The organism is Halomonas sp. FeN2 (assembly GCF_020595105.1).
Classification (GTDB): Bacteria; Pseudomonadota; Gammaproteobacteria; order Pseudomonadales; family Halomonadaceae; genus Vreelandella; species Vreelandella neptunia.
The window spans coordinates 1047271-1067929 of the sequence record NZ_CP074200.1; the positions used below are offsets into that span (position 1 = coordinate 1047271).

Sequence of the window (20659 nt, forward strand, 5' to 3'; positions counted from 1 at the left end):
ACTTTAGTTGTAACTGATGGCAAACAGCACCCGTTCGAGGTATTTATCAAGCCAAATACAACCGCGGTGCAATAAACCTTTGCCGCCGCCTTTTCGCATTTGCTTCTCACTCACGGCTATATTAAGCTCGGTTCGTACAACACACGTACAACTCAAATTCAGGCGGTTATCTCAGCTTAACCGCCGTCCCATTAGCAATCACACGGAGCCGTGATATGCATAACGAAACGTCAAGCGACCTTTCCCAGGCGGGTCTTAACATCGCCATTCAAGACATCAAGGATGAACTGTTCGACACTCCCGAGTGCGACTACGCCATTGCCCAACTACTTACCCACTGGGGCCAGGCTGAAAAAGCCGAGCAAGTGCTGGATGAGATGCTGATGAAGTGGGGTACGTCACCCGAGGTGCTTGCTTTAACACAGCGAGGGTATACTGAGATGATTGGCAGCAGTGAGCTATTTGCGGATAACGACGAAATCATCAGAAAACCGCAAAAATCCACTCCTGCGGCTCTTGAGGTCGTGGCTGCTTGAACTAGAGGCTAGATCGCCAAGGCAACAAGCATCATTGACTAATGCCCCTGCCCTCTGATGAGGCAGGGGCATTTTTATTGCGTGAATGCAGACGTTAATCCAAGTGATCCAGCGTGACGATAATGTCCTCTGTTGAGACATCCACGTTCCAGAAGGTATAGCTGTCCTCATCCTCATCAACTAAGCGAATATCGAAATAGGGGTTGGTATAGCCCGTTAGCGTCACTCGCTGGGTATCGCCGTTCATTAATACATCTTTACCCAGCACGTCCTCTTCCCAGCTCTTCGAGTCCCCTGGACTCACGTACATATAGTAGATGGTGTAACCCGTTCGGTTGGTGATATCCACATAGTAGTCAGCGGCCATCGCCAGCGATGAAGCACATAGCGCAACAAGCGCAAATAACAACGTTCTAATTTTCATTGGAAAGTTCCCTGGTCTTTTTTTAAAGTAAACAGCAAGTTGCGTGCTAAGTACATAGGCTGCACGTTTTTTTCTCCAGCCACCCGCGTCATGCTTGTAGCTGGTAGAATATCGCCCCTTTCAGGCGCGTTAGCGGCTAAACGCCGCAACGTCACCCACCTTTTACTACCTGAGAGTTGCGCAATGATCGCCACCGCCCGCACCGTTTTCCGGCCACTTATACGGCTGGGTCTTATCCCGCAAATTTTAATCGGTATTGTTGCTGGGGTAGTACTCGCCCTGTTTGCGCCGGGTATTGCGAGCGACGTGGCCCTGCTTGGCCAGCTATTTATCGCCGCTTTGCAGGCGGTGGCACCCATTTTGGTGTTTGTACTGGTAGCCGCAGCGATCTCAGCTCATCAGAAAGGCCAACCCACCCACATTCGCCCCGTGCTGGTGCTCTATGTGGTAGGTACACTGATCGCCGCGCTGATTGCGGTGGCAGCCAGCTTCCTGTTTCCCACGGAGCTTACGTTAGATTTGGGGCAAGTTGACGGCAACCCGCCCGGGGATATTTTTAGCGTTCTACGCGACCTGCTGTTGAATGCGGTGGCTAACCCGGTTAGTGCACTCATGGAGGCTAACTTTATCGCTATTTTGGCCTGGGCTATCGGCCTTGGTATGACCCTGCGCCAAGCCAGCGATACCACCCGCCAAGCATTGAGCGATTTATCTGCAGCGATCACCCGCATTGTGACACTGGTGATTCGTTTAGCGCCGCTGGGTATCTTTGGTTTAGTGGCAGGCACGCTGGCAGAATCCGGCGTTGCGGCGTTGCTCAACTACGCCCAACTGCTGGGTGTAATTGTGGGCTGCATGCTGTTTGTCGCGCTAGTGAGCAACCCGCTGCTGGTTTACTTCACCATCCGGCAAAACCCTTATCCCCTGGTGTTTACGTGCCTGCGCGGCAGCGCGATTACCGCCTTTTTTACCCGTAGCTCGGCTGCGAATATCCCGGTGAACCTGGAGCTTTGCCGCCGCCTGAAGCTCGACCCTGACACCTACTCCATTTCCATTCCGCTAGGCGCGACGATCAATATGTGTGGTGCGGCCATCACCATTACCGTGATCACTCTGGCGACCACTCATACGCTGGGCATTAGCGTCGACTTCCCCACGGCGCTGCTACTGTGCGTGGTTTCAGCGCTGGCGGCCTGCGGCGTTTCAGGCGTGGCGGGCGGCTCACTGATGCTGATTCCCATGGCCGCCAACCTGTTCGGTATTCCCACGGAAGTGGCCATGCAGGCGGTGGCGATTGGCTTTGTGATCAGCGTGGTACAGGACTCCACCGAAACCGCCCTCAACTCCTCTACCGATGTGCTGTTCACTGCTGCCGCTTGCCAGTCGCAAGAGGCGAAGCGCGCTTAAACATTCACCCAGGGGAGTGGCTGCTCATCAAAGCCGCTCCCCCAGTACTTCCCAGCATTAACGAGTGGATGTTTTAACAAGCCCCGCCAAACGCTCCCGTTCATCCTCTTCATAGAAGCTCGGGTCATCAAATAAGTCACGCTGGGTATCATCGAAGATCATTTCCAATACCTCTGCACTACTTTGCACCATCGGCTCAAAGTGTGCGGTATGCGTGACCACTGCCCTAATGCGGCGGCGGCGATAGAGCGCGTAGATACCTAGCAAAGTGAACACGCAAGCAATATAGAGCGGCAAGCCATGCCCTCCCACTGCACTCATCAGTGACCCTGCCGCTATCGGCGCCACGGCACAGCCTGCCCCGTGCATTACCAGCATATCCGCCGAGCCGGAGACAATTTCATCCGGGTGGAGCTGGTCAATCAACTGCGCTACCGCCAGCGGATAGAGGGAAAACGACAAGCCGCCCCAGATAAAATAGAGCCCCAGCAGCACCTCGTGGCTGGGCGCAAAGGGCATGGCCGCTGCGATTAAGGCCGCAAGCATCACCACCCAGATCATGACCTTAGGGCGGTCGTGTTTATCGGAGAAGCGCCCGATGGGAATCTGCAGCAGCGCGCCGCCAATAATCGCCACGCTCATCACCAGCCCGACCCCACCAATATCAAACCCCAACTGAGTGGCGTACACCGGGGTCATCGACCAGAATGCGCCCATGGCAAGACCCGACAACGCGGCGGAAGCCACCGCCAATGGTGCAAAGCCTAACAACGCGCGCAGGCTACTTTTGGGCCGCTCAGGTATTTTGGGCTGCACACGACGGGTCATGGTGATGGGTAGCAGCGCCCAACTGATCAAAATGGCGATCACCACAAAGAGTAAAAACCCGTCGGGTGAGGAGAGACGCAGGAGCTGCTGAGCCGTGGCCAGAGCGCCCAAATTGACCACCATATAGACAGCAAAAATACGCCCCCGCTCATGGCTGGCGGCTTGGCTATTCAGCCAGCTCTCAATCACGGTCACCAAGGTGATAAACGAAAGCCCATAGATCACCCGCAACGGTAGCCATACCCAGGGGTTGATAAACACCAGGTGCAGCAGCGCCACCGATGCACAAACAGAGGCACAGAAGCCAAAGGTACGGATATGCCCCATGCGCCGAATTAAGCGTCCGCTAACCCAAGTACCGCAGATAAAGCCAACAAAGTAGCCGGACATAATTATCCCCAGCACCGCGCTGGAGAAGCCCTCCCCCGTTCCACGCAAGGTTAGCAGCGTATTCAACAAACCGTTGCCTAGCAGCAGTAACGCCACGCTGTATAGGATCGATTTAACCGGTTTGAGCATTGCCAATGAACGCATTGCGCTTCCTCGCAGCAGCCAACCTAAAGGTCATGCATAAAGAGTGCCACTGGAAGCGGTTGTCACAATCATTGACAGGCTAACGTTCTTTATATAGAACGTTCTATAAAAGGAACGCGAGATAAAAAGATGGATAAGCTTTCACTCAACACCCTGGGCCAACACCTTCAAGCACTTCGCCTTGAGCGGGGCCGGTCGCTGTCGCAGTTGGCCAATGAGGCGGGGATTGCCAAATCCAACCTGTGTCGCCTTGAGCAGGGCAACGGCAACCCAACCCTGGATACCATTTGGCGGCTGGCGGTGCAGCTCAATGTGCCTTTCGGCACGCTGGTCGCGCCCATCAGCGTGCCGCTGGGTGAAGATGGCGTGCAGGTGCGCCTAATCGATCAAGGCAAGGACTCCCCTCAGGTGGACGCCTACTGGATGCGCTGCGCACCGCATACATTGCGTCATGCTGAAGCCCATACCCCCGGCACCCGTGAATCACTCACGCTGATTAGCGGCTGGCTGGAAGCGGGGCCAGAGGGCGCCACCACGGTGCTGACACCGGGAGAGGCCATCACCTTTGCCGCCGACCAACCGCACTTTTACCGTACCCACGAAGCGGAGGCCACGTTGATGATGACCATCACCTATGGTGCAGAAGGCCAAGCATCATGAGCCAAGCTGCCAGCCACTCTACCGTTCGTAGCGCGCTGCAGGGCGTGCGTGAGGCCATCCCACTACTGGGCGGCTACATTCCAGTGGCGTTGTCATTCGGCTTAGTCGCCACCCAGGCAGGCTTCAGCACGCTGGAGGCCACGGCTATTTCAGCGCTAATTTACGCCGGGGCCTCGCAGTTTCTGTTTGTCGGTATGATCGCCACCGGCGCCCCGCTGTGGCTGGTGGTAGCGATGACGCTGCTGATTAACGTGCGCCATGTGGTGTACGGCCCTAACTTGGCGGCGCTACTGCCGCGCAGCCGCCACTGGCCCTGGTTGATGCACGGCCTCACCGACCAGGTGTTTGCACTAGCCCTAACCCGGCTGCCCCAACTGCCTGAGGTAAAGCGTTTTAGCTGGTTTTTGGGCGCATCACTGCTGGCCTGGGGCGCCTGGATAATTGGCACCGCGGTGGGCGCTACCGCCGGTGAGGCCTTTACCGCCCGCTGGCCGCTGCTGGGTGAAATTATGCCCTTCGCGCTGCCCGCGCTGTTTTTGACCATGGTAGCGCCACGCTTTACCGACAAGCGTTGGGCAGTCGCCATGAGCTGCACCATTTTAGCGGCGCTGTGTTTAACGCTGGTCGGCTGGAGCAACGTGGCGATTCCCCTAGCCGCCGCCTGCGGCGCGCTGTGCTTCTACTCCACGCAGTTCTATACGCAAAGATTCGCCACCAACAGGAGGCGTGAATCATGAGCACGGCACTTTGGATAGCGGTCGCGGTTTCTGCCATTGGCACGTTGCTGATGCGGGTAGCGCCGTTTTTATGGATGCAGCGCCGCCTCAACAGCGAAAGCGGCCTTAATAACATGCCCCAGTGGCTGGGTATTCTCGGCCCGCTGATGATTGCCGCCGTGCTGGGGGTGTCCATTGTGCCGGTTAACCCAAGTGCTATTTCCTGGATCGCCACCGCCATCGGGCTTTCCGTCACACTGCTGGTGTGGTCGCGGGTACGCTCACTGGGCTGGCCGGTCGCGGCTGGCGTCGCGGTATTTGGGATGGTGGAGGTCGCGGCCTTCATTTGGTAATGCTTTGCATTAGCTTTTACGTCATGCCATCATCCTGGCTCTTAAATCCGAGCCAATCGTAAAGTGACATTAATGTTAAAAGCACACACCCATCGCAAGCAGGTTTTTATGAGTGTGTTGCTGTTAACCCTGGCGGCGCTAATGCCCTTAATGGCAGCCGCTAACACTCCGAGCAGCCCCCCGAAACCGCCACGCATTGTGACGCTTTACCAGGGGGCGACCGACAGCGCCGTCGCCCTTGGACTGACGCCTATTGGCGTCGTCGATTCCTGGCTGGAAAAACCCATGTACCGCTATCTGCGCGATGCGCTTGATAGCGTCGAGCATGTGGGGCTGGAAACCCAACCCAATCTGGAAAAGATCGCCTGGCTTAATCCAGACCTAGTGATTGCCAGCGACTTTCGCCATGCGCAAATAGCACCGCTATTGAATGCTATTGCCCCCACTGTATCTGCCCCGACAGTGTTTAACTTCCAAACCACGCTCACCATGGTGGCTAATGCCACTGGCCGCGAAGCGCAGGCGAATGAGCTGCTTGAGCAATGGGATGATCGTGTCGCCGACTTTCGTCAGCAGATTGCCACCCGGCTAGGCAGCGAGTGGCCGCAAAAAGTGGCCGTGGTGCGGTTTAAAAGCGACCACGTGCGCATCTATACCAGCGGCTTTGCGGGCTCAATTCTTGATGAACTGGGCTTTGCTCAGCCGGATACACTGCAAAGCCAGAGTTGGGGAATGAAGCTCTCCAGTACTGAAAACATTCCGGTGCTGGACGCTGATGCCCTGTTTATTCTGCTTGAGCCCGATGACCCCGCTATTGCTGATAATTACCAACGCTGGGCCTCCCACCCACTCTGGCAACAGCTGTCAGCGGTGCAAAGCGGGCGCGTATTTGAAGTGGAGCCGGTGAGTTGGATGATGGGCGGTGGCATATTGGCGGCCAACGCTATGCTGGATGATCTGTATAGCCACTATGGGCTGTTGCAACCCGAAGCGGCGCCGCATCAGGCTTGCCTGCCTCCCGCCAGCGGCCGTGGGGAGCCTACTTCATGCTAAACAGTACTGCCGCAAAAAGTATTGGCCTGCTACTTGGCACGCTGCTGGCGCTGGGCGCCTTTTTCGCCAGTGTGATGTTAGGCACGACTGAAATAGCCCTCTCCTCGCTATTCGGTTCGTTCGCCCATTACGACCCCACCAACATCGCCCACATCATTCTTTTAACTGAACGCTTACCCCGTGCGGTAATTGCCGCTCTGGTGGGCGCCAGCTTAGCTATTGCCGGGGCACTAATGCAGACCATGACGCGCAACCCGCTGGCGTCGCCGGGCATTCTGGGCATCAATGCAGGCGCGATGTTTTTTGTGGTAGTGGCAGTTTCGCTATTGCCGCTGCACACGCCCGTTCACTACGTATGGGCGGCGCTACTCGGGGCACTCGTTGCGGCAATCCTGGTGGTGATGCTTAGCCGCGGCCGCCACGGTGAGCTTTCACCGCTGCGGGTCGTGCTGGCAGGTGTAGCAGTGACGGCAATGTTTGTGTCGTTCAGCCAAGGGCTACTGGTGATTGATCAGCAAAGTTTTGAAAGCGTGCTCTACTGGCTGGCAGGCTCAGTGTCGGGGCGTGATCTTTCATTGGTAGCGCCCTTACTGCCGCTCTTTGGCGGAGCACTGCTGCTCAGTGCACTGCTGGTACGTCACGCCAATGCGCTGTTACTGGGCGATGATATGGTCACGGGGCTCGGCATGCAGGCCACCACCATCAAGCTGCTGCTCGGGCTGATTGTGATTGTGCTAGCGGGTAGCTCCGTGGCGCTGGCGGGCATGATCGGTTTTGTGGGTCTGATTGTGCCCCATATGGCGCGGGGAATATTTGGCATCGACCATCGCTGGCTGCTACCTGCCTGCGCGCTATTGGGTGCCTGTTTGCTGCTGCTGGCCGATCTTGGCTCGCGCTTTTTAATGCCACCCCAGGAGATCCCGGTTGGGGTGATGACCGCACTGATCGGCACGCCCTTCTTTATCTATCTGGCACGACGCAAGATGGCTGGCCAATGAGATCAGACGCAACGTTAACCCTCCATAGCGCAGCAAATAGTGACAGTAAACGCTTACTGCGTAGTCTGATGATGCTAAGTCTTTTATTGATAGCAAGCGCTGGACTGTCCCTCTGTCTAGGCAGTTTTCCCACACCACCGCTGCAGGTGCTAGACGCACTAACGGCCCCGCAAAACAGCGATATTGCCTTTATTATTTGGGAGCTTCGGCTGCCCCGCATCGCGCTAGCAATACTGGTCGGCGCCGCCCTGGCGATAGCGGGGGCGATTCTGCAAAGCATCGTGCGTAACCCGCTAGCCTCTCCAGATGTGATCGGCATTACCAGCGGTGCGGCGCTGGCGGCGGTGGTGTTCCTATCGCTATTGAGTTCGACCCTTAGCATTCACTGGCTGCCCGTTGCCGCCATGCTGGGAGCACTGGTTTCTGCACTGCTGGTGGTTAGCCTGGCCTGGAAAAACGGTATTAGCCCATCGCGCATGGTGCTAGTCGGCATTGGTCTGGCCGCGGCCATGGGCGCTGGCACCACCCTGTTGATCGTAATCAGCGATGATTCTGCCGCCATGACCGCCTATGTATGGCTAACCGGCAGCCTTTACGCGGCGCAATGGGACGATGTGTGGGGCCTATTGCCGTGGTTAGTCGTCGCGGTGCCTATCAGCCTAACCTTCGCCCGACATGCTGATGCCATGGCGCTGGGTGATAGCGTTGCCGAAGGGCTTGGAGTGGCGATTCTTCGCAGCCGGTTAGTATTGCTGGCCTGCAGCGTAGTACTGGCTGGCGCAGCGGTGGCGTTTGCCGGTGGCTTAAGCTTTGTGGGATTAATTGCGCCCCACTTGGCGGCCAAGCTGGTGGGGCGCAACATGGCTCGCCTGGTGCCAGCATCAGCGTTGGTTGGCGCCTTGATTGTGCTTTACGCCGACCTGCTGGGGCGGGTAGCGTTTTTGCCCAAAGATTTACCTGCGGGCATCTTTGTTGCCGGGATAGGCGCACCCTTCTTCGTTTATTTACTGCATAGATCGCGAGCTCGCTTTTAGCGCGAATTGACGAAAAAAAAAGCGGCGCCCCAAAGGCGCCGCCAAACAGTATCGAGCACAAAACATAGAAAATAGAAAGCGGCTGACTAGAAATCCAGCTGGTACCCCAGCGTGAAAGTGCGGCCTCGCCCAGTGAAGTAGTACTCATCGCTGATGCGTGCGGCTTGAGAGTAGTAAGTGAGGTAATCCTCATCGGTGAGGTTTTCGATACCCACTGACACCCTGCCGGTGGGCAGGCGATAAGCCAGAGAAGCATCCACTAGGCCGTAGCCGTCAAAATCAAGCGCAGGATTATCGACGCTGCGATCGAAGTAGTAACTACCCTGCAAGCGCGTGGAAACGCGGTCGTTCCAGGTAGCGCTCCAGCCCAGTTTGAGCGTATCCGGGGCGATATTGATACCGGTGAGTTTGGTATCCACACTGCCATCGCCATCCTGATCTGACTTGCCCTCAGTGTGGGCATAGGAGAGCGATAGATCGTGCTTGTCCGCCACCTGCATGTCGCCGGTAATCTCAACGCCTTGGATCTCGGTCTTCTCACGGCTGCCTACCCAGGTGCCATTCTGCTCGGTAAGCCGCTGGCCGTAATCCGAGTTGGACTCGTAGTAGCTGATCTCTAGCCCGTAACCATCCCAGTCAAAACGCGCGCCGATTTCTCGGTTATCGGTAACAATAGGCTGAAGTTGCAGAAGGGTATCCACATCCTGGCCCGCCGTGCCAATACCGCGCAGCACCCGACCCACGTCAGGCATGCCAAACCCTTCCGAGTAGTTGGCATACAGCTGAGCCCAATCGGTTGCTTGATAGGTTAAGCCGACGTTATACAACGTCTCATCGAAGCTGGGTTTGCCGCCATCAACGGTAACGTTGTCTTGAGTAATATTGCTGCGGTCGATGGTTTGAAAGGTATCTACCTCAAGCTCAGCATGCTCGTGACGCACCCCGGCATGCAGCGTGAGAGGATCCGCGAGCTTAAACTGGCCCTGCAGGAAAGGCGCCAAATTACGATAGCGGCTTTCCGGCACATAGGTACGCCCGGTATGCACCAGCATCTGACTTGTTTCGTCTTCCAATACGTCCAAACCAACCGTCACACCCAAACGGTCGTCCAGCATACCGTCACGGTTTAAGGTGAATTTGGCGCCCGTTTTGTCAGATTCATTGCGTGTCTGGTCATACTGGGTATCCCCTGCACTATCCAGATAAGGGAAAAATGGCGTAGTGGCAAAGCGTGCGCGGAAGCGCTGACGATACACTTGGGCATCCAGCTCGTTGCCAAACCAGTCAGCGTGAGAGTAGGAAAGCCGCGCCGAGGTCACTTCGTTGAACCCAGGCTCGCCGTCACGACGGCCTTTGCGTGCCGTGGTGGGAACACCTGCGGAGCGGTCACCGGCTACCGGTACGTAGTCGTTGCCCTCTTCCAAATCGAAGTGGTTCAGCGAGAACTCGATATTCTGGTTGTCGTCGATCCAGTAGCCCAGCTTGCCGAAAAGATCGTAGCTTTCCGAGTTTTGCAGCTCGCCTGGGTAGGCGATACCGACCACCTCATCGTTGCCATCGTAAAAAACTCCGCGCTCCTGACGCGTTGCTGCGGCAACGAAATCCCAGTCGCCTTGCTGGCCGCTAATGCGGTAGTCCAGCTTGTTGCCTAGCCCATCCGACTGGAGATCATCATCCATGGTCAGGCTAATGCCTGCGTGCTGGCTAATGCCTCCGCCTTCGGCACGCCGGGTCACCAGGTTGATCAAGCCACCCGTAGCGCCTAAACCATGCTCGGCGCTGGCGCCATGGATCACTTCAATACGCTCAACCATGGAAAGATCAATGGTATAGCTATCCCGCGAGCTGTCGCGCAACGGATTGGACTGCGGCACCCCGTCAATCAGGAACAGGGCATCACGGCCGCGGAACGTTTCACCCGCGTTGGAGAGCTTTTGGCGGCTGGGGGAATAAGAGGGAATCAGGTTGCTAAGCACCTGGCCCGGGTCGTCGGTGATGGCCAGCTGCTGCTCGATCTGTTCACGGGTAATGATCGTAACCCGCTGTGGTGTTTGGCCCGCTTCGCTATGGCTGCGGGTGGCCGTCACCACCATGGTCGAGTCGGCATCACTGGCGCCGCTTTGCGATTCTGTAGAAGCAGACTCCTGCCCATAAGCATGGCTGGCAGCTACCAAACCGGCGAGTGTCACCGTAGGCCAAAATACCTGGCGTTTCTTAGTGTACATCTAGTTTTTATCCCCCTGCTTTTGAGTGAACCTTACCGTGAAAACGTAATCTACATCTAAATAATAATGATTATTTTATGCATATAAGTCACAAAGGTCTACTCAAGCGGAACGAAGTGTTCAGGGTAACGAGACTATTTCTCCCCCTTTCTTACCCCCATTTCCTCTACGGCCGACGTTTAAAGTAATGAGCAATTTCGTGCTGAGCAATGGCAAATATTGAAAATGAGAATATTTTGGCTTACGGTTCTGCCTGCTTAAACAACCCCAATGAGCACATTCATGACACAGCCTTCTCATCAGCCACCTCGCTTGACGGGCGAAGCCCTGCACGCGGGCTATGACACTCGACGTGTACTGGATGGTGTCGACATTGCGATTGAGGAAGGCAAGCTCACGGTGCTTTTGGGGCCCAATGGCAGTGGCAAGTCGACGCTGCTGAAAACCCTTGCCCGTACGCTTATGCCTAGTGGCGGGCATGTGTATTTGGACGGTAAGGATATCCATCGCAGCAAAACGAGAGAGGTCGCCAAGCGTCTGGGAATTCTGCCCCAAGGCCCGGTAGCGCCTGAGGGGCTGAGCGTAAAGCAGTTGGTGGGAATGGGGCGTTTTCCGCATCAAGGGTTATGGCAGAAAAATGCTCAGCAGGACGCAGAAGCTATTCGTGAGGCCATGGCGTATACCCGCGTGACGGAGTTTGCCGAGCGCAACGTCGATGCGCTCTCCGGCGGCCAGCGCCAGCGCTGCTGGATTGCCATGGTGCTGGCCCAGCAAACCGACCTGATCCTGCTTGATGAGCCCACTACTTTTCTGGATCTGAAGGTACAGGTAGATTTGCTGGAACTGCTTTCGCGCCTGGCCCACGAGAAAGGCCGCACCCTACTACTGGTACTCCACGATCTAAACCTGGCCGCCGCCTATGCCGATCAGTTAGTGATGATGTGTGATGGCCGTATCGTCACCAGCGGCGCACCTAGCGAGGTCTTTACCGCAACCAATCTCAAGCGCGTCTTTGACCTTGATGCCCATGTCATCCACGACCCTGAAAGCGGCAGCCCGATTTGCGTACCGCGTAAGCGTAGCCAACCCGCCACTGAACATAATGCCCATCACCAGCAACGCTTTGTATCGTGATACTTGAACACGCTAATCAACCCGCCAAGGATCAATAATTGGAAAGGTGCAACCAGCATGCTGGTCATCCCGCACCAAAATGGAAGGCGATATAAAGAGGTAATTAGTTGTGCCGGGCTCACTCTGTTATTAAGATGATTTAGCGATCACGCATCTAATAAGCAGCAGGCAACACCGCTTTTACGGAACACTACAATATGGCTACCATCCTTCCAGCGTTAAGCACCATTACCCGAATGACCAGCGGCGAACGTCGTTTTGGTCAACGGCTGGAAAGCCTCCTGGAAGATAACTATCTAGTTTGGTACGACATTCCGATTGGGCGGCAGCGCCGATATCCGGATTTTATTCTGCTATACCCTAGTCGCGGTCTGCTCTTTCTAGAAGTCAAAGATTGGAAAATTGACACCCTGCGTTCGATGACGCCAGAACGGGCGGAAATCGTCACAAACGAAGGGCTCAAAACCGTTAGCAACCCTTTGCAGCAAGCTCGGCAGTGTTCATTTACCGCCATTAACCAATTGGAACGAGATCCTCAGCTTACTCAAACCAACACACGCTACAAGGGTAAACTTTGCTTCCCATATGGCCACGGCGTCGTCTTTCCCAATATCACTCGTCGCCAGTGGAATGAGGCTGTCAGCGCAGAAGATCAGGAACGAATACTCCCCGCCCATCGGCTTATCTGTAAAGATGAGATGCTCCCCACGACCGATCCAGAAGCATTTCAGCAGCGCTTGTGGGGTATGTTTGATTACAACTTTGGCGGGGAGCTAAGCGTACCACAAATTGATCGGATTCGTTGGCAGCTGTTTCCAGAAGTACGCATTGACTCGCCAACTCAAGATCTCTTTGACGACGAAGAAGATACTCAGCACGCTGTTGAAATGATTCCGGATGTCGTACGCGTAATGGATCTTCAGCAAGAGCGGCTGGCACGCAATATGGGCGATGGCCATCGTGTGATTCATGGGGTGGCGGGCTCTGGCAAAACACTGATCTTAGGCTATCGCTGCCTGCACTTGGCTCAGGCTGTCCAAAAGCCAATGCTCGTGCTGTGCTTCAACATTACGCTTGCAGCTCGATTGCGCAAGTTCATTGCCGAAAAAGGCATTGCGGAAAAAGTGCAGGTTCATCACTTCCATGAGTGGTGTAAGCGGCAGCTTGATACCTACGATATCAAAACGCTGCCTGGCAGCAAGCCCGCTTACGAAAGGCAGGTAGAAAGCGTGATTAACGCAGTCGACGAGGGGTGGATACCTCGTGCTCAATACAGCGCGTTAATGATTGATGAAGGCCACGACTTTGAACAGGCTAGGCTAAAGCTTGTAGTACAGATGATCGACCCCACCACCAACTCGTTATTACTTCTCTATGACGATGCCCAATCAATTTACCAGAAGCAGTCTTTAAAATTTCCGCTCTCTACAGCAGGCATTCAGGCGCGTGGGCGAACGACTATCTTAAAGCTAAACTATCGTAATACTCGGGAAATTCTTACCTTCGCCTACGATTTTGCTAAAGACTTTCTACAATCCCACGATGCGGACGACGACCATATCCCGCTGATTAAACCAGAAGTGGCGGGTATTAGCGGCCCCACTCCCGCCTTTCGCCTGCGCCACAATAAAGAGGACGAAGCTCGCTATATCGCTCACTGCGTGAAACGTTGGCGTGAAGACGGCAGCGAGTTAAACAGTATTGCCATTATCTATGCCCACAACACTCAAGGTAAACGCTTCCATAGTGCCCTTCAGGAAGCGGGTATTCCTAGTCGCTGTCTCCAAGATGCCGCCACCAAACGAGAGTATGACCCGATGGCCGATGAGGTAGTGCTGCTTAGCCGACAGAGTAGTAAAGGGCTGGAGTTTGATACTGTGCTGCTATGTGGCGTGGGTGAACTTGCCGACAATGAAGAGCGCTATGCCCAAGAGACTCGCCTATTGTACGTCGGTATGACCCGCGCCCGCCGTCGCTTAATGATAACCAGCAGCAAGTTAAACGCATACACTGAACGGCTGGCCGAGCTGGCCTAAGGTGTACCATTTGATGGGCTGGAAGCGCGGCGGATAAGCCCACTACTTCTCTAGGTCTGTAGATACAGATTGTTTAGCAACACTGTGCTTCGTCAGCATTGAAGACGCTACTCGACTCGCCAGGGATCAATAATGGAGATGCCTAAATGCTCGAAATCTTTCACATTGCGGGTAGCAAGCTGGGCGTGGTGCTGCTGACAAATGGCGGCGATTTGAGCATCAGCAGAATGCACTACCCGGCCGGAACGCTCGCTGTCGGCAACTAACGTTGCATAATAGGCAGCGGCTACTTCATCAAAAGGTAAAACACGGTCGGTAAAGTCTTCTTCAAACATCTCGACGGCTAGCTGTGCAAAGCGCTGCTTACGCTTGCCATCAGGCAAACGTTCAATGCCGTAAAGAATTTCGGCCACGGTAATAGCGGTTATCGTGACGCCGAGAGGCTCCTCAGCATTAAGCCAATTAACTACCCTCATATTGGGCGCAGGGCGCATCAATTCCGACAATATGTTGGTGTCAAGAATAATCACGACTCAAAGTCCGCGGCTCTTGGCTTTTCCTCACGTTTTGGCAACGCTAATTCCAATTCGCCCTCAGCGGCAAAACGCTGATGAATGCGACTTCCCAACCCACCCTGTTGTGGCTTTACTAACGCCTTGCGAAGAATAAGCCGTACCTCTTCTTCCATAGAATGCCCATGGCTCGCCGCTTGAACGCGGAGCTGCGCTTTGAGTTCATCATCCAAATTACGCACCGTTATAGTTGCCATTTGCACACCCTTTTCATTGCTAACACTGACATCATTGATTGCAATGATAGCACATGATGAAATACGGAACGGCGGGCAGCCCTGACCTAAGGGGCTTTCTCCAACAAATACTCAGCCACTGCCTGATAAGCTGGGAGTGAGGTGGGGTCGTTGGCGGCATTGCCTGCCACCGGGTGTGATGCAAAGCGCACTATTACCATCTCCGCGGTGGGGTCGATGTATATCGTTTGCCCATGCACACCGCGGGCAGCAAATGCACCATGGTCGTTATGCAGCGACCACCACATGCCACGGTAACTGCCGCCAGGTAAATAGCGGTAACCTGCAGCGGCAAACGCTTGCCTGTCACCCCCTTGACGAATACGTTCTATCGCCGCAGCAGGAAATAGCCGTTCTCCGTCAATAACACCTTCACTCAGCACCAACTGTCCTACTCTGGCCATATCCCTCAGGCCTGCACTTAAACCACCACCAGCAAACGGTGTACCGATGGAGTCAACGGTAAAGTAGCCATCCTGCTCGGCGCCTATGCGTTGCCAAATTCGCGATGACAGCAACGACGTCACTGACTCGCCCGTGGTGCGCGCAATTACCCAACCGAGCGCATCGGTATTGATTGTTTTATAGCCAAACACCTGACCATGCTCACCTTCCGGCTGTACGGTGGCTAAATACTCATAGTAAGTGCGTGGCCCAGAGTAGCCTTCAGGCTTGAGGAGCGGGCTTGCCGCTGCGTTGTAAGCCCAAATTTCCGCATTGGGGTCGCTGTAATCTTCGCTATAGGCAAGGCCTGTGGTCATTTCTAGCAACTGCTGCACGGTGGCATTGCCAAAAGCGCTATTGGCCAGTTCTGGCAATATGTCGCCGACGAGCGCCTCTTCATCCAACGCTCCTTCCGCTACCAGTATTTCCCCCAACAGGCCGGTCATCGACTTAGTCACCGACATTGCCCCGTGCTGGCCCGCCTCATCTAAACAGCCAGCGTAGTACTCATACACTACTTGCCCCTGATGAAGAATCAGCAGGCCATCAGTGTAGTTCTCGTTCAGCGACGCCTGCCACGTCATGGGTTCACTACCGTCAAGCGGGGTAAACATCACACCGTTGATGGCGTCATCCAGCGCGTAGGTAAGCGGCGAAGGTGACCCTAACCCACGGCTTACCTGTTTAGTGGGCAGCAATTCGCGGAAGTGGCACACCGTCCAGCGCATTTTAGGAAAGCTAAAGTAATTGGAGTCAGGTTGGCCAATTACCCGTTCAGAAACAGGCGGAAATCCCTGCATCCAGCCCAACCGGTTAGGGTCTGATTCCTCGGCGCTTAACACGTCAGCCTGCGCAGCGGCGGCACCTGCCCAGCTAGGTAGCATGAAAGGCAATACAGCAGCCAGTGCAAAAGGTAAGACGCAGATGAATTGACGGGATAAACGTGGCATGGCCTGCTCCTAAGCGAGCTGTTCTGCAAAGAAACTGAACAGTCAGATTTCTCAGTATAGCTAGAAAAGCACCTTGGTTTTCTAAATTACCGGATTCAAAGCAAGTCAATTTTTCTTGCAACGCTTTGATAAGCACTTCATTACCCCCCAGTTGAGCTAGCTTCTTTACTGCTTTGCACAGGCTTCACAAGGCTTTTGGAATATTGTATAAGATATAAAAAAACAGCGAATAGACGGGTAAGCTGCTATCTTCACCATTAATCACCTATATCCAAAAACCGCAGGTGCCCCATGAAACGCATACGTGTGATTGATTCCCATACGGCGGGTGAACCGACAAGGCTAGTCATGGAGGGGTTTCCCTTACTGCCTGGCACCACTATGGCGGAAAAGCGTGACGCTCTGCGCACATCCCATGATCAGTGGCGGCGCGCCTGCATGTTAGAGCCTCGCGGGCATGATGTGCTGGTGGGGGCGCTTTACTGTGCACCTGAATCGCCGGATGCGACCTGCGGGGTCATCTTCTTCAACAATACCGGGTATCTGGGCATGTGCGGCCACGGCACTATAGGGCTGGTGGCCTCCCTGCATCACCTGGGCTTGATATCATCTGGCGATCACAAAATCGACACGCCAGTTGGCCCGATCAGTGCAACCCTGCATGACGACGGCGCCGTTACCGTGCGCAATGTGCCCGCCTATCGCTATCGCCAGCAAGTGCCCTTGGAGGTACCAGGCTTCGGGCGGGTACACGGCGATATTGCCTGGGGTGGCAACTGGTTTTTCCTGATTAGCGACCATGGTCAATCACTGACCCTCGACAACGTCGAAGTGCTGACTAACTTCACCTGGGCCGTTCGTCAGGCGCTGGAGGCTGCGGCCATTACCGGCGAAGACGGCGGCCTGATCGATCATATCGAGCTGTTTGCCGATGACGCCGTGGCTGATAGCCGTAATTTCGTGCTCTGCCCTGGCAAGGCGTATGACCGCTCCCCCTGTGGCACTGGCACCAGCGCCAAGCTGGCGTGCCTGGCGGCGGATGGCAAGCTGGCGCCCGGCGCAACCTGGGTGCAGGCAAGTATCTGTGACAGCCAGTTTGAGGGGTACTACGAATGGGAGGGTGATCGCATTCGCCCCTACATTAAGGGTCGCGCCTACCTGAGCGCCGACACCACTCTTTTGATTGATGAGCAAGACCCATTCGCCTGGGGAATCACTGACTCGTAATCAATGACCACGCCTGCCCCACTTTCGAACCCAGCGCCAACTCCGTATAGCTGATAACACCAAACGAAAAGGAACAACGATGAGCGATAACATTTTTACTGGCTGCATACCGGCGTTAATGACCCCTTGCAGCGCTGACCGCCAACCCGATTTCGATGCCCTGGTGGCTAAAGGCCGTGAACTGGTGGATCTGGGAATGAGCGGCGTGGTGTATTGCGGCTCAATGGGTGACTGGCCATTACTTAGCGAAGCGCAACGCCAGGAGGGTGTCGCGCGCTTGGTTGAGGCAGGCGTTCCCACCATTGTGGGTACCGGAGCCATCAACACTCGTGAAGCCGTCTCCTATGCGGCTCACGCAGCCAAAGTTGGCGCTCAAGGGCTGATGGTGATTCCCCGGGTGCTTTCAAGAGGCACCTCGGCGGCTGCACAGAAGTCACACTTTTCGGCCATTTTGGATGCGGCGCCCAAGCTACCTGCGGTGATTTATAACAGCCCCTATTACGGCTTCGCCACACGTGCCGACTTATTCTTTGAACTACGCCACAAATACTCGAACCTGATTGGCTTCAAAGAGTTTGGCGGCGCCGATGACCTCCGCTATGCCGCGGAAAACATTACCTCTCAAGACGAAGATGTCACTCTGATGGTCGGTGTCGATACCACTGTTTACCACGGCTTCGTCAATTGTGGTGCCACGGGTGCTATTACCGGGATTGGCAATGCGCTTCCCCGAGAGGTATTGCAGCTTGTCTCGCTCAGCCAACAGGCCGCCAAAGGGGACGTCAAAGCACGGCGTTTAGCCATGGAGCTAGAGGAAGCACTAGGTGTGCTCTCTTCTTTCGACGAAGGCGGCGATCTGGTTCTCTACTACAAGCACCTGATGGTGCTCAACGGCGATGCTGAATACGCCCTACACTTTAATGAAACCGATGCGCTCAACGATTCGCAGCGTCATTATGTGGAGTCCCAGTACGCGCTGTTCCGCACTTGGTACGCGAGCTGGTCTGCCTCGCTATGAAACCAGGAATTGCCATGGACGCACACCCACAGGCAACCAGCGACCCCAATGTGGAGGCTGATATCATCGTTATCGGTGCCGGTATCATTGGTACGGCTTGTGCCCTATCGTTAAGTCAACAAGGGTGGCGCGTCGTGGTGTTGGATAGTCAGCCGCCCGGCATTGGTGCTTCCTATGGAAACGCCGGACATATGGCAACGGAGCAGGTATTCCCCATTGCCGATGCCGCCATTGTGAAGCAACTTCCCAAAATGCTGCTGGATCCGATGGGACCACTGCGGCTGGATTGGCGCTATGTGCCGAAGGCACTACCCTGGTTCACTCGGCTACTCTGGAACCTGCGTCAAGCTCCTTATCAAGCCAGCGTCGCCGGTATTCGTGCGCTTAATGAGCAGAGTTTGGCCGCCTGGCAACGGCTACTCGACAGCATCGATGGCAGGCACTTACTCAAAGAAGAGGGCTCCTTCCTGGTATACGAAAAAGCCGACAATGTCGACGAGTTAGAGGCGCTGCGGGCACGTATGGTCGAGCAGCAAGTCGCGGTGGAACGTTGGTCAGGCGATGCCATTCGCGACGTTGCCCCTCAGTTGTCGGATAACATTCAAGGGGGCCTATTTTTCCCAGTCACCGCCCATGTTATCAATACTTGGCAAGTGGTTAACTCTCTGGTTCAGGCCGCCAAAGCGAACGGCGTACAGTTCCGGCAGACAACCGTAGCGTCAGGGAGTGTGAATGGTCACTGCGTTAGCTTGCAGACGGATAGCTCAACTACCCTGACAGCCTCCAAAGTGCTGATCGCCTGCGGGGCTCACTCGGCCAAACTTACCTCTGCGCTGACGGGCACCAGTATTCCGCTGGATACTGAGCGGGGCTACCATCTAATGCTTCCCCATGAGCGGGAACGGCTACCGGTAGCGATTACGTCATTGGAGCGCCGCTTTATCATGACACCAATGGAAGAGGGGTTACGCTTGGCAGGTACCGTTGAATTTGCGGGCCTTCAGCGGCCAGCCAATATGCAGCGTGCCTGGCAGCTACATAAACTCAGCCAGGGGTTATTTAGAAGTGAGCTGGATATTACTGACGCCAAACCCTGGATGGGCTTTCGCCCTTCCCTACCCGACTCTTTGCCGATTATTGACAGTGTCCAAGGCGGTAGAGTCTTGCTGGCCTTCGGGCACCACCACCTTGGCCTGACGCAAGCGGCACTGACAGCAGAAATCATCGCCAATCTAGCGACACAAGGAGAACGTCACCCTAGCGCAGCCAATCATGCCGTGGCCGACTTATCACCTTATCGAATAAGCCGATTTACCTGATTGGAAACCGAACGCAGGCATTGCTAAAAACGTCAGTATTTATCTAGGGCCTGTTGATGTTTCACCCGTGGCCGCGCTGGAGCCCAACGCCTTTGTGACGCAAAAAATAAATTGCATAATTCTGGGTTGGTATACAGTATCTGGTATATTCCTCTCAACTACGGACTCTCATCGTTGCCACTTATCATGTTTAACGCACCTAATCTTGGCATTACGCCCTCGGCATCTGAGGTGATCGTAAAACACCTGCGCGAAGCCATTATTGCCGGCCAGCTCGAAGAGGGTGAGCCAATACGCCAGGATGATATTGCCAATAAATTCAATGTTAGCAAAATCCCTGTACGGGAAGCACTGAAGCGTCTGGAAGCAGAGGGTTTGGTGCTTTTTCAGCGCAACAAGGGCGCCGTTGTGACGAAGATCTCTGAACCCGAGCTCGCCCAGATGTTTGAAGTTCGCGTCCTGCTCGAGGTAGAAGCTATTCGTCTGGCAGTCCCCAATATGAGCCAAACCACCTTCGACAATGCTGAGCGCATTTGCGACGAGTTCAATAATGAGGACAATGTGGGCCGCTGGGCCGCACTGAACTGGGAGTTCCATGCCTGCCTCTACGAGCCTGCACAACGCCCCTTCATGATGAGCCTGATACGCTCTATCCACGATAAGGTGGAGCGCTATCTCCGCTTACAGTTGAGCTTGTCCAAGGGCAAGGCACGCGCTGACAAAGAGCACCGCGCTATTATTGCCGCTTGCCGCAAAGGCGACGCCGACGAAGCAGCTGCGTTGGTTGAACGCCATATTATTGGTGTGTGTCGAACACTCTACGACCATCTACCTAATCGGCTTGCTGAGTAGCCACTGACTTCTCAGAAAGGATTTAGACCACTAAACCTTGCCCTCTTTGTCCGCCGGGTAGCGGTGTTCGAATCGCTACCCAACTTCCCAGTATCTGTTGTTT

Annotated in this window: 20 protein-coding genes; 14 read left to right on the top strand and 6 right to left on the bottom strand. The window is 55.1% G+C overall.

Translation table 11 applies throughout. From position 1 onward, the window contains the following. Window positions 1-215: 215 nt before the first annotated feature. Entirely contained in the window at window positions 216-536 is a 321-nt protein-coding gene (locus KF947_RS04935) for a hypothetical protein (protein WP_133729964.1), read from the top strand. 94 nt (window positions 537-630) lie between these two features. Here KF947_RS04935 and KF947_RS04940 read toward each other — a convergent pair whose 3' ends face one another. Beyond that, window positions 631-960: a hypothetical protein gene (locus tag KF947_RS04940; protein WP_133729963.1), complete on the bottom strand. Its 330-nt coding sequence runs from the start codon at window positions 958-960 to the stop codon at window positions 631-633. A gap of 183 nt (window positions 961-1143) precedes the next feature. On the opposite strand from KF947_RS04940, the gene sstT reads away from it, so the two are divergent. Then, complete coding sequence (gene sstT, locus KF947_RS04945; protein ID WP_227405617.1) at window positions 1144-2367, top strand: serine/threonine transporter SstT; 1224 nt, start codon at window positions 1144-1146, stop codon at window positions 2365-2367. A 57-nt stretch (window positions 2368-2424) separates the two neighbouring features. Here sstT and KF947_RS04950 read toward each other — a convergent pair whose 3' ends face one another. Then, window positions 2425-3729, bottom strand: a complete 1305-nt coding sequence (locus KF947_RS04950; RefSeq protein WP_227405618.1) for an MFS transporter — start codon at window positions 3727-3729, stop codon at window positions 2425-2427. A gap of 129 nt (window positions 3730-3858) precedes the next feature. Here KF947_RS04950 and KF947_RS04955 point away from each other — a divergent pair, with 129 nt between their 5' ends. The 6 genes from KF947_RS04955 (at window position 3859) to KF947_RS04980 (ending at window position 8543) form a co-directional block, all read left to right on the top strand. Next, window positions 3859-4389 carry a helix-turn-helix domain-containing protein gene (locus KF947_RS04955; RefSeq protein ID WP_227405619.1) on the top strand — a complete coding sequence of 177 codons (531 nt, stop codon included), beginning with the start codon at window positions 3859-3861 and terminating at the stop codon, window positions 4387-4389. After that, window positions 4386-5126, top strand: coding sequence for an AzlC family ABC transporter permease (locus KF947_RS04960; RefSeq protein ID WP_227405620.1), 741 nt, complete (start codon window positions 4386-4388; stop codon window positions 5124-5126). The genes KF947_RS04955 and KF947_RS04960 overlap by 4 nt, the downstream gene beginning before the upstream one ends. Continuing rightward, window positions 5123-5458: an AzlD domain-containing protein gene (locus KF947_RS04965; protein WP_227405621.1), complete on the top strand. Its 336-nt coding sequence runs from the start codon at window positions 5123-5125 to the stop codon at window positions 5456-5458. The genes KF947_RS04960 and KF947_RS04965 overlap by 4 nt, the downstream gene beginning before the upstream one ends. A 108-nt stretch (window positions 5459-5566) precedes the next feature. Further along, window positions 5567-6511, top strand: coding sequence for an ABC transporter substrate-binding protein (locus tag KF947_RS04970; protein WP_413614119.1), 945 nt, complete (start codon window positions 5567-5569; stop codon window positions 6509-6511). Continuing rightward, entirely contained in the window at window positions 6505-7509 is a 1005-nt protein-coding gene (locus KF947_RS04975; RefSeq protein ID WP_227405623.1) for a FecCD family ABC transporter permease, read from the top strand. Before KF947_RS04970 ends, KF947_RS04975 begins: the two co-directional genes overlap by 7 nt. Beyond that, window positions 7506-8543, top strand: a complete 1038-nt coding sequence (locus KF947_RS04980) for a FecCD family ABC transporter permease (RefSeq protein WP_227405624.1) — start codon at window positions 7506-7508, stop codon at window positions 8541-8543. The genes KF947_RS04975 and KF947_RS04980 overlap by 4 nt, the downstream gene beginning before the upstream one ends. Window positions 8544-8629: 86 nt before the next feature. On the opposite strand, the gene KF947_RS04985 is transcribed toward KF947_RS04980, so the two are convergent. Continuing rightward, the gene (locus tag KF947_RS04985; protein WP_227405625.1) at window positions 8630-10768 is read right to left on the bottom strand and encodes a TonB-dependent receptor; all 2139 of its coding nucleotides are present in this window, start codon (window positions 10766-10768) and stop codon (window positions 8630-8632) included. Window positions 10769-11050: 282 nt separating this feature from the next. Between KF947_RS04985 and KF947_RS04990 the strand changes: the two genes are divergently transcribed. After that, complete coding sequence (locus tag KF947_RS04990; RefSeq protein WP_133729954.1) at window positions 11051-11902, top strand: ABC transporter ATP-binding protein; 852 nt, start codon at window positions 11051-11053, stop codon at window positions 11900-11902. Between the two features lie 197 nt (window positions 11903-12099). Next, window positions 12100-13938 (top strand): 3'-5' exonuclease, encoded by a 1839-nt coding sequence (locus KF947_RS04995; RefSeq protein WP_227405626.1) that lies wholly within the window; start codon window positions 12100-12102, stop codon window positions 13936-13938. A gap of 107 nt (window positions 13939-14045) precedes the next feature. On the opposite strand, the gene KF947_RS05000 is transcribed toward KF947_RS04995, so the two are convergent. The 3 genes from KF947_RS05000 to KF947_RS05010 all read right to left on the bottom strand — a co-directional run bounded on the left by KF947_RS05000 (window position 14046) and on the right by KF947_RS05010 (window position 16140). After that, window positions 14046-14468, bottom strand: a complete 423-nt coding sequence (locus KF947_RS05000) for a type II toxin-antitoxin system VapC family toxin (RefSeq protein WP_227405627.1) — start codon at window positions 14466-14468, stop codon at window positions 14046-14048. Beyond that, window positions 14465-14707 (bottom strand): FitA-like ribbon-helix-helix domain-containing protein, encoded by a 243-nt coding sequence (locus tag KF947_RS05005; RefSeq protein WP_133729951.1) that lies wholly within the window; start codon window positions 14705-14707, stop codon window positions 14465-14467. The genes KF947_RS05000 and KF947_RS05005 overlap by 4 nt, the downstream gene beginning before the upstream one ends. Before the next feature lie 86 nt (window positions 14708-14793). Next, window positions 14794-16140, bottom strand: a complete 1347-nt coding sequence (locus tag KF947_RS05010; protein ID WP_227405628.1) for a serine hydrolase domain-containing protein — start codon at window positions 16138-16140, stop codon at window positions 14794-14796. Window positions 16141-16431: 291 nt separating this feature from the next. Here KF947_RS05010 and KF947_RS05015 point away from each other — a divergent pair, with 291 nt between their 5' ends. The 4 genes from KF947_RS05015 (at window position 16432) to KF947_RS05030 (ending at window position 20556) form a co-directional block, all read left to right on the top strand. Beyond that, window positions 16432-17367 (top strand): 4-hydroxyproline epimerase, encoded by a 936-nt coding sequence (locus KF947_RS05015; protein WP_227405629.1) that lies wholly within the window; start codon window positions 16432-16434, stop codon window positions 17365-17367. 79 nt (window positions 17368-17446) lie between these two features. Continuing rightward, window positions 17447-18385: a dihydrodipicolinate synthase family protein gene (locus tag KF947_RS05020; protein ID WP_227405630.1), complete on the top strand. Its 939-nt coding sequence runs from the start codon at window positions 17447-17449 to the stop codon at window positions 18383-18385. A 14-nt stretch (window positions 18386-18399) separates the two neighbouring features. Further along, complete coding sequence (locus tag KF947_RS05025; RefSeq protein WP_227405631.1) at window positions 18400-19704, top strand: NAD(P)/FAD-dependent oxidoreductase; 1305 nt, start codon at window positions 18400-18402, stop codon at window positions 19702-19704. A 186-nt stretch (window positions 19705-19890) separates the two neighbouring features. Next, on the top strand, window positions 19891-20556 hold the full coding sequence (locus KF947_RS05030; protein ID WP_133729944.1) for a GntR family transcriptional regulator: 666 nt from the start codon (window positions 19891-19893) through the stop codon (window positions 20554-20556). The last annotated feature ends 103 nt before the right edge of the window (window positions 20557-20659 follow it).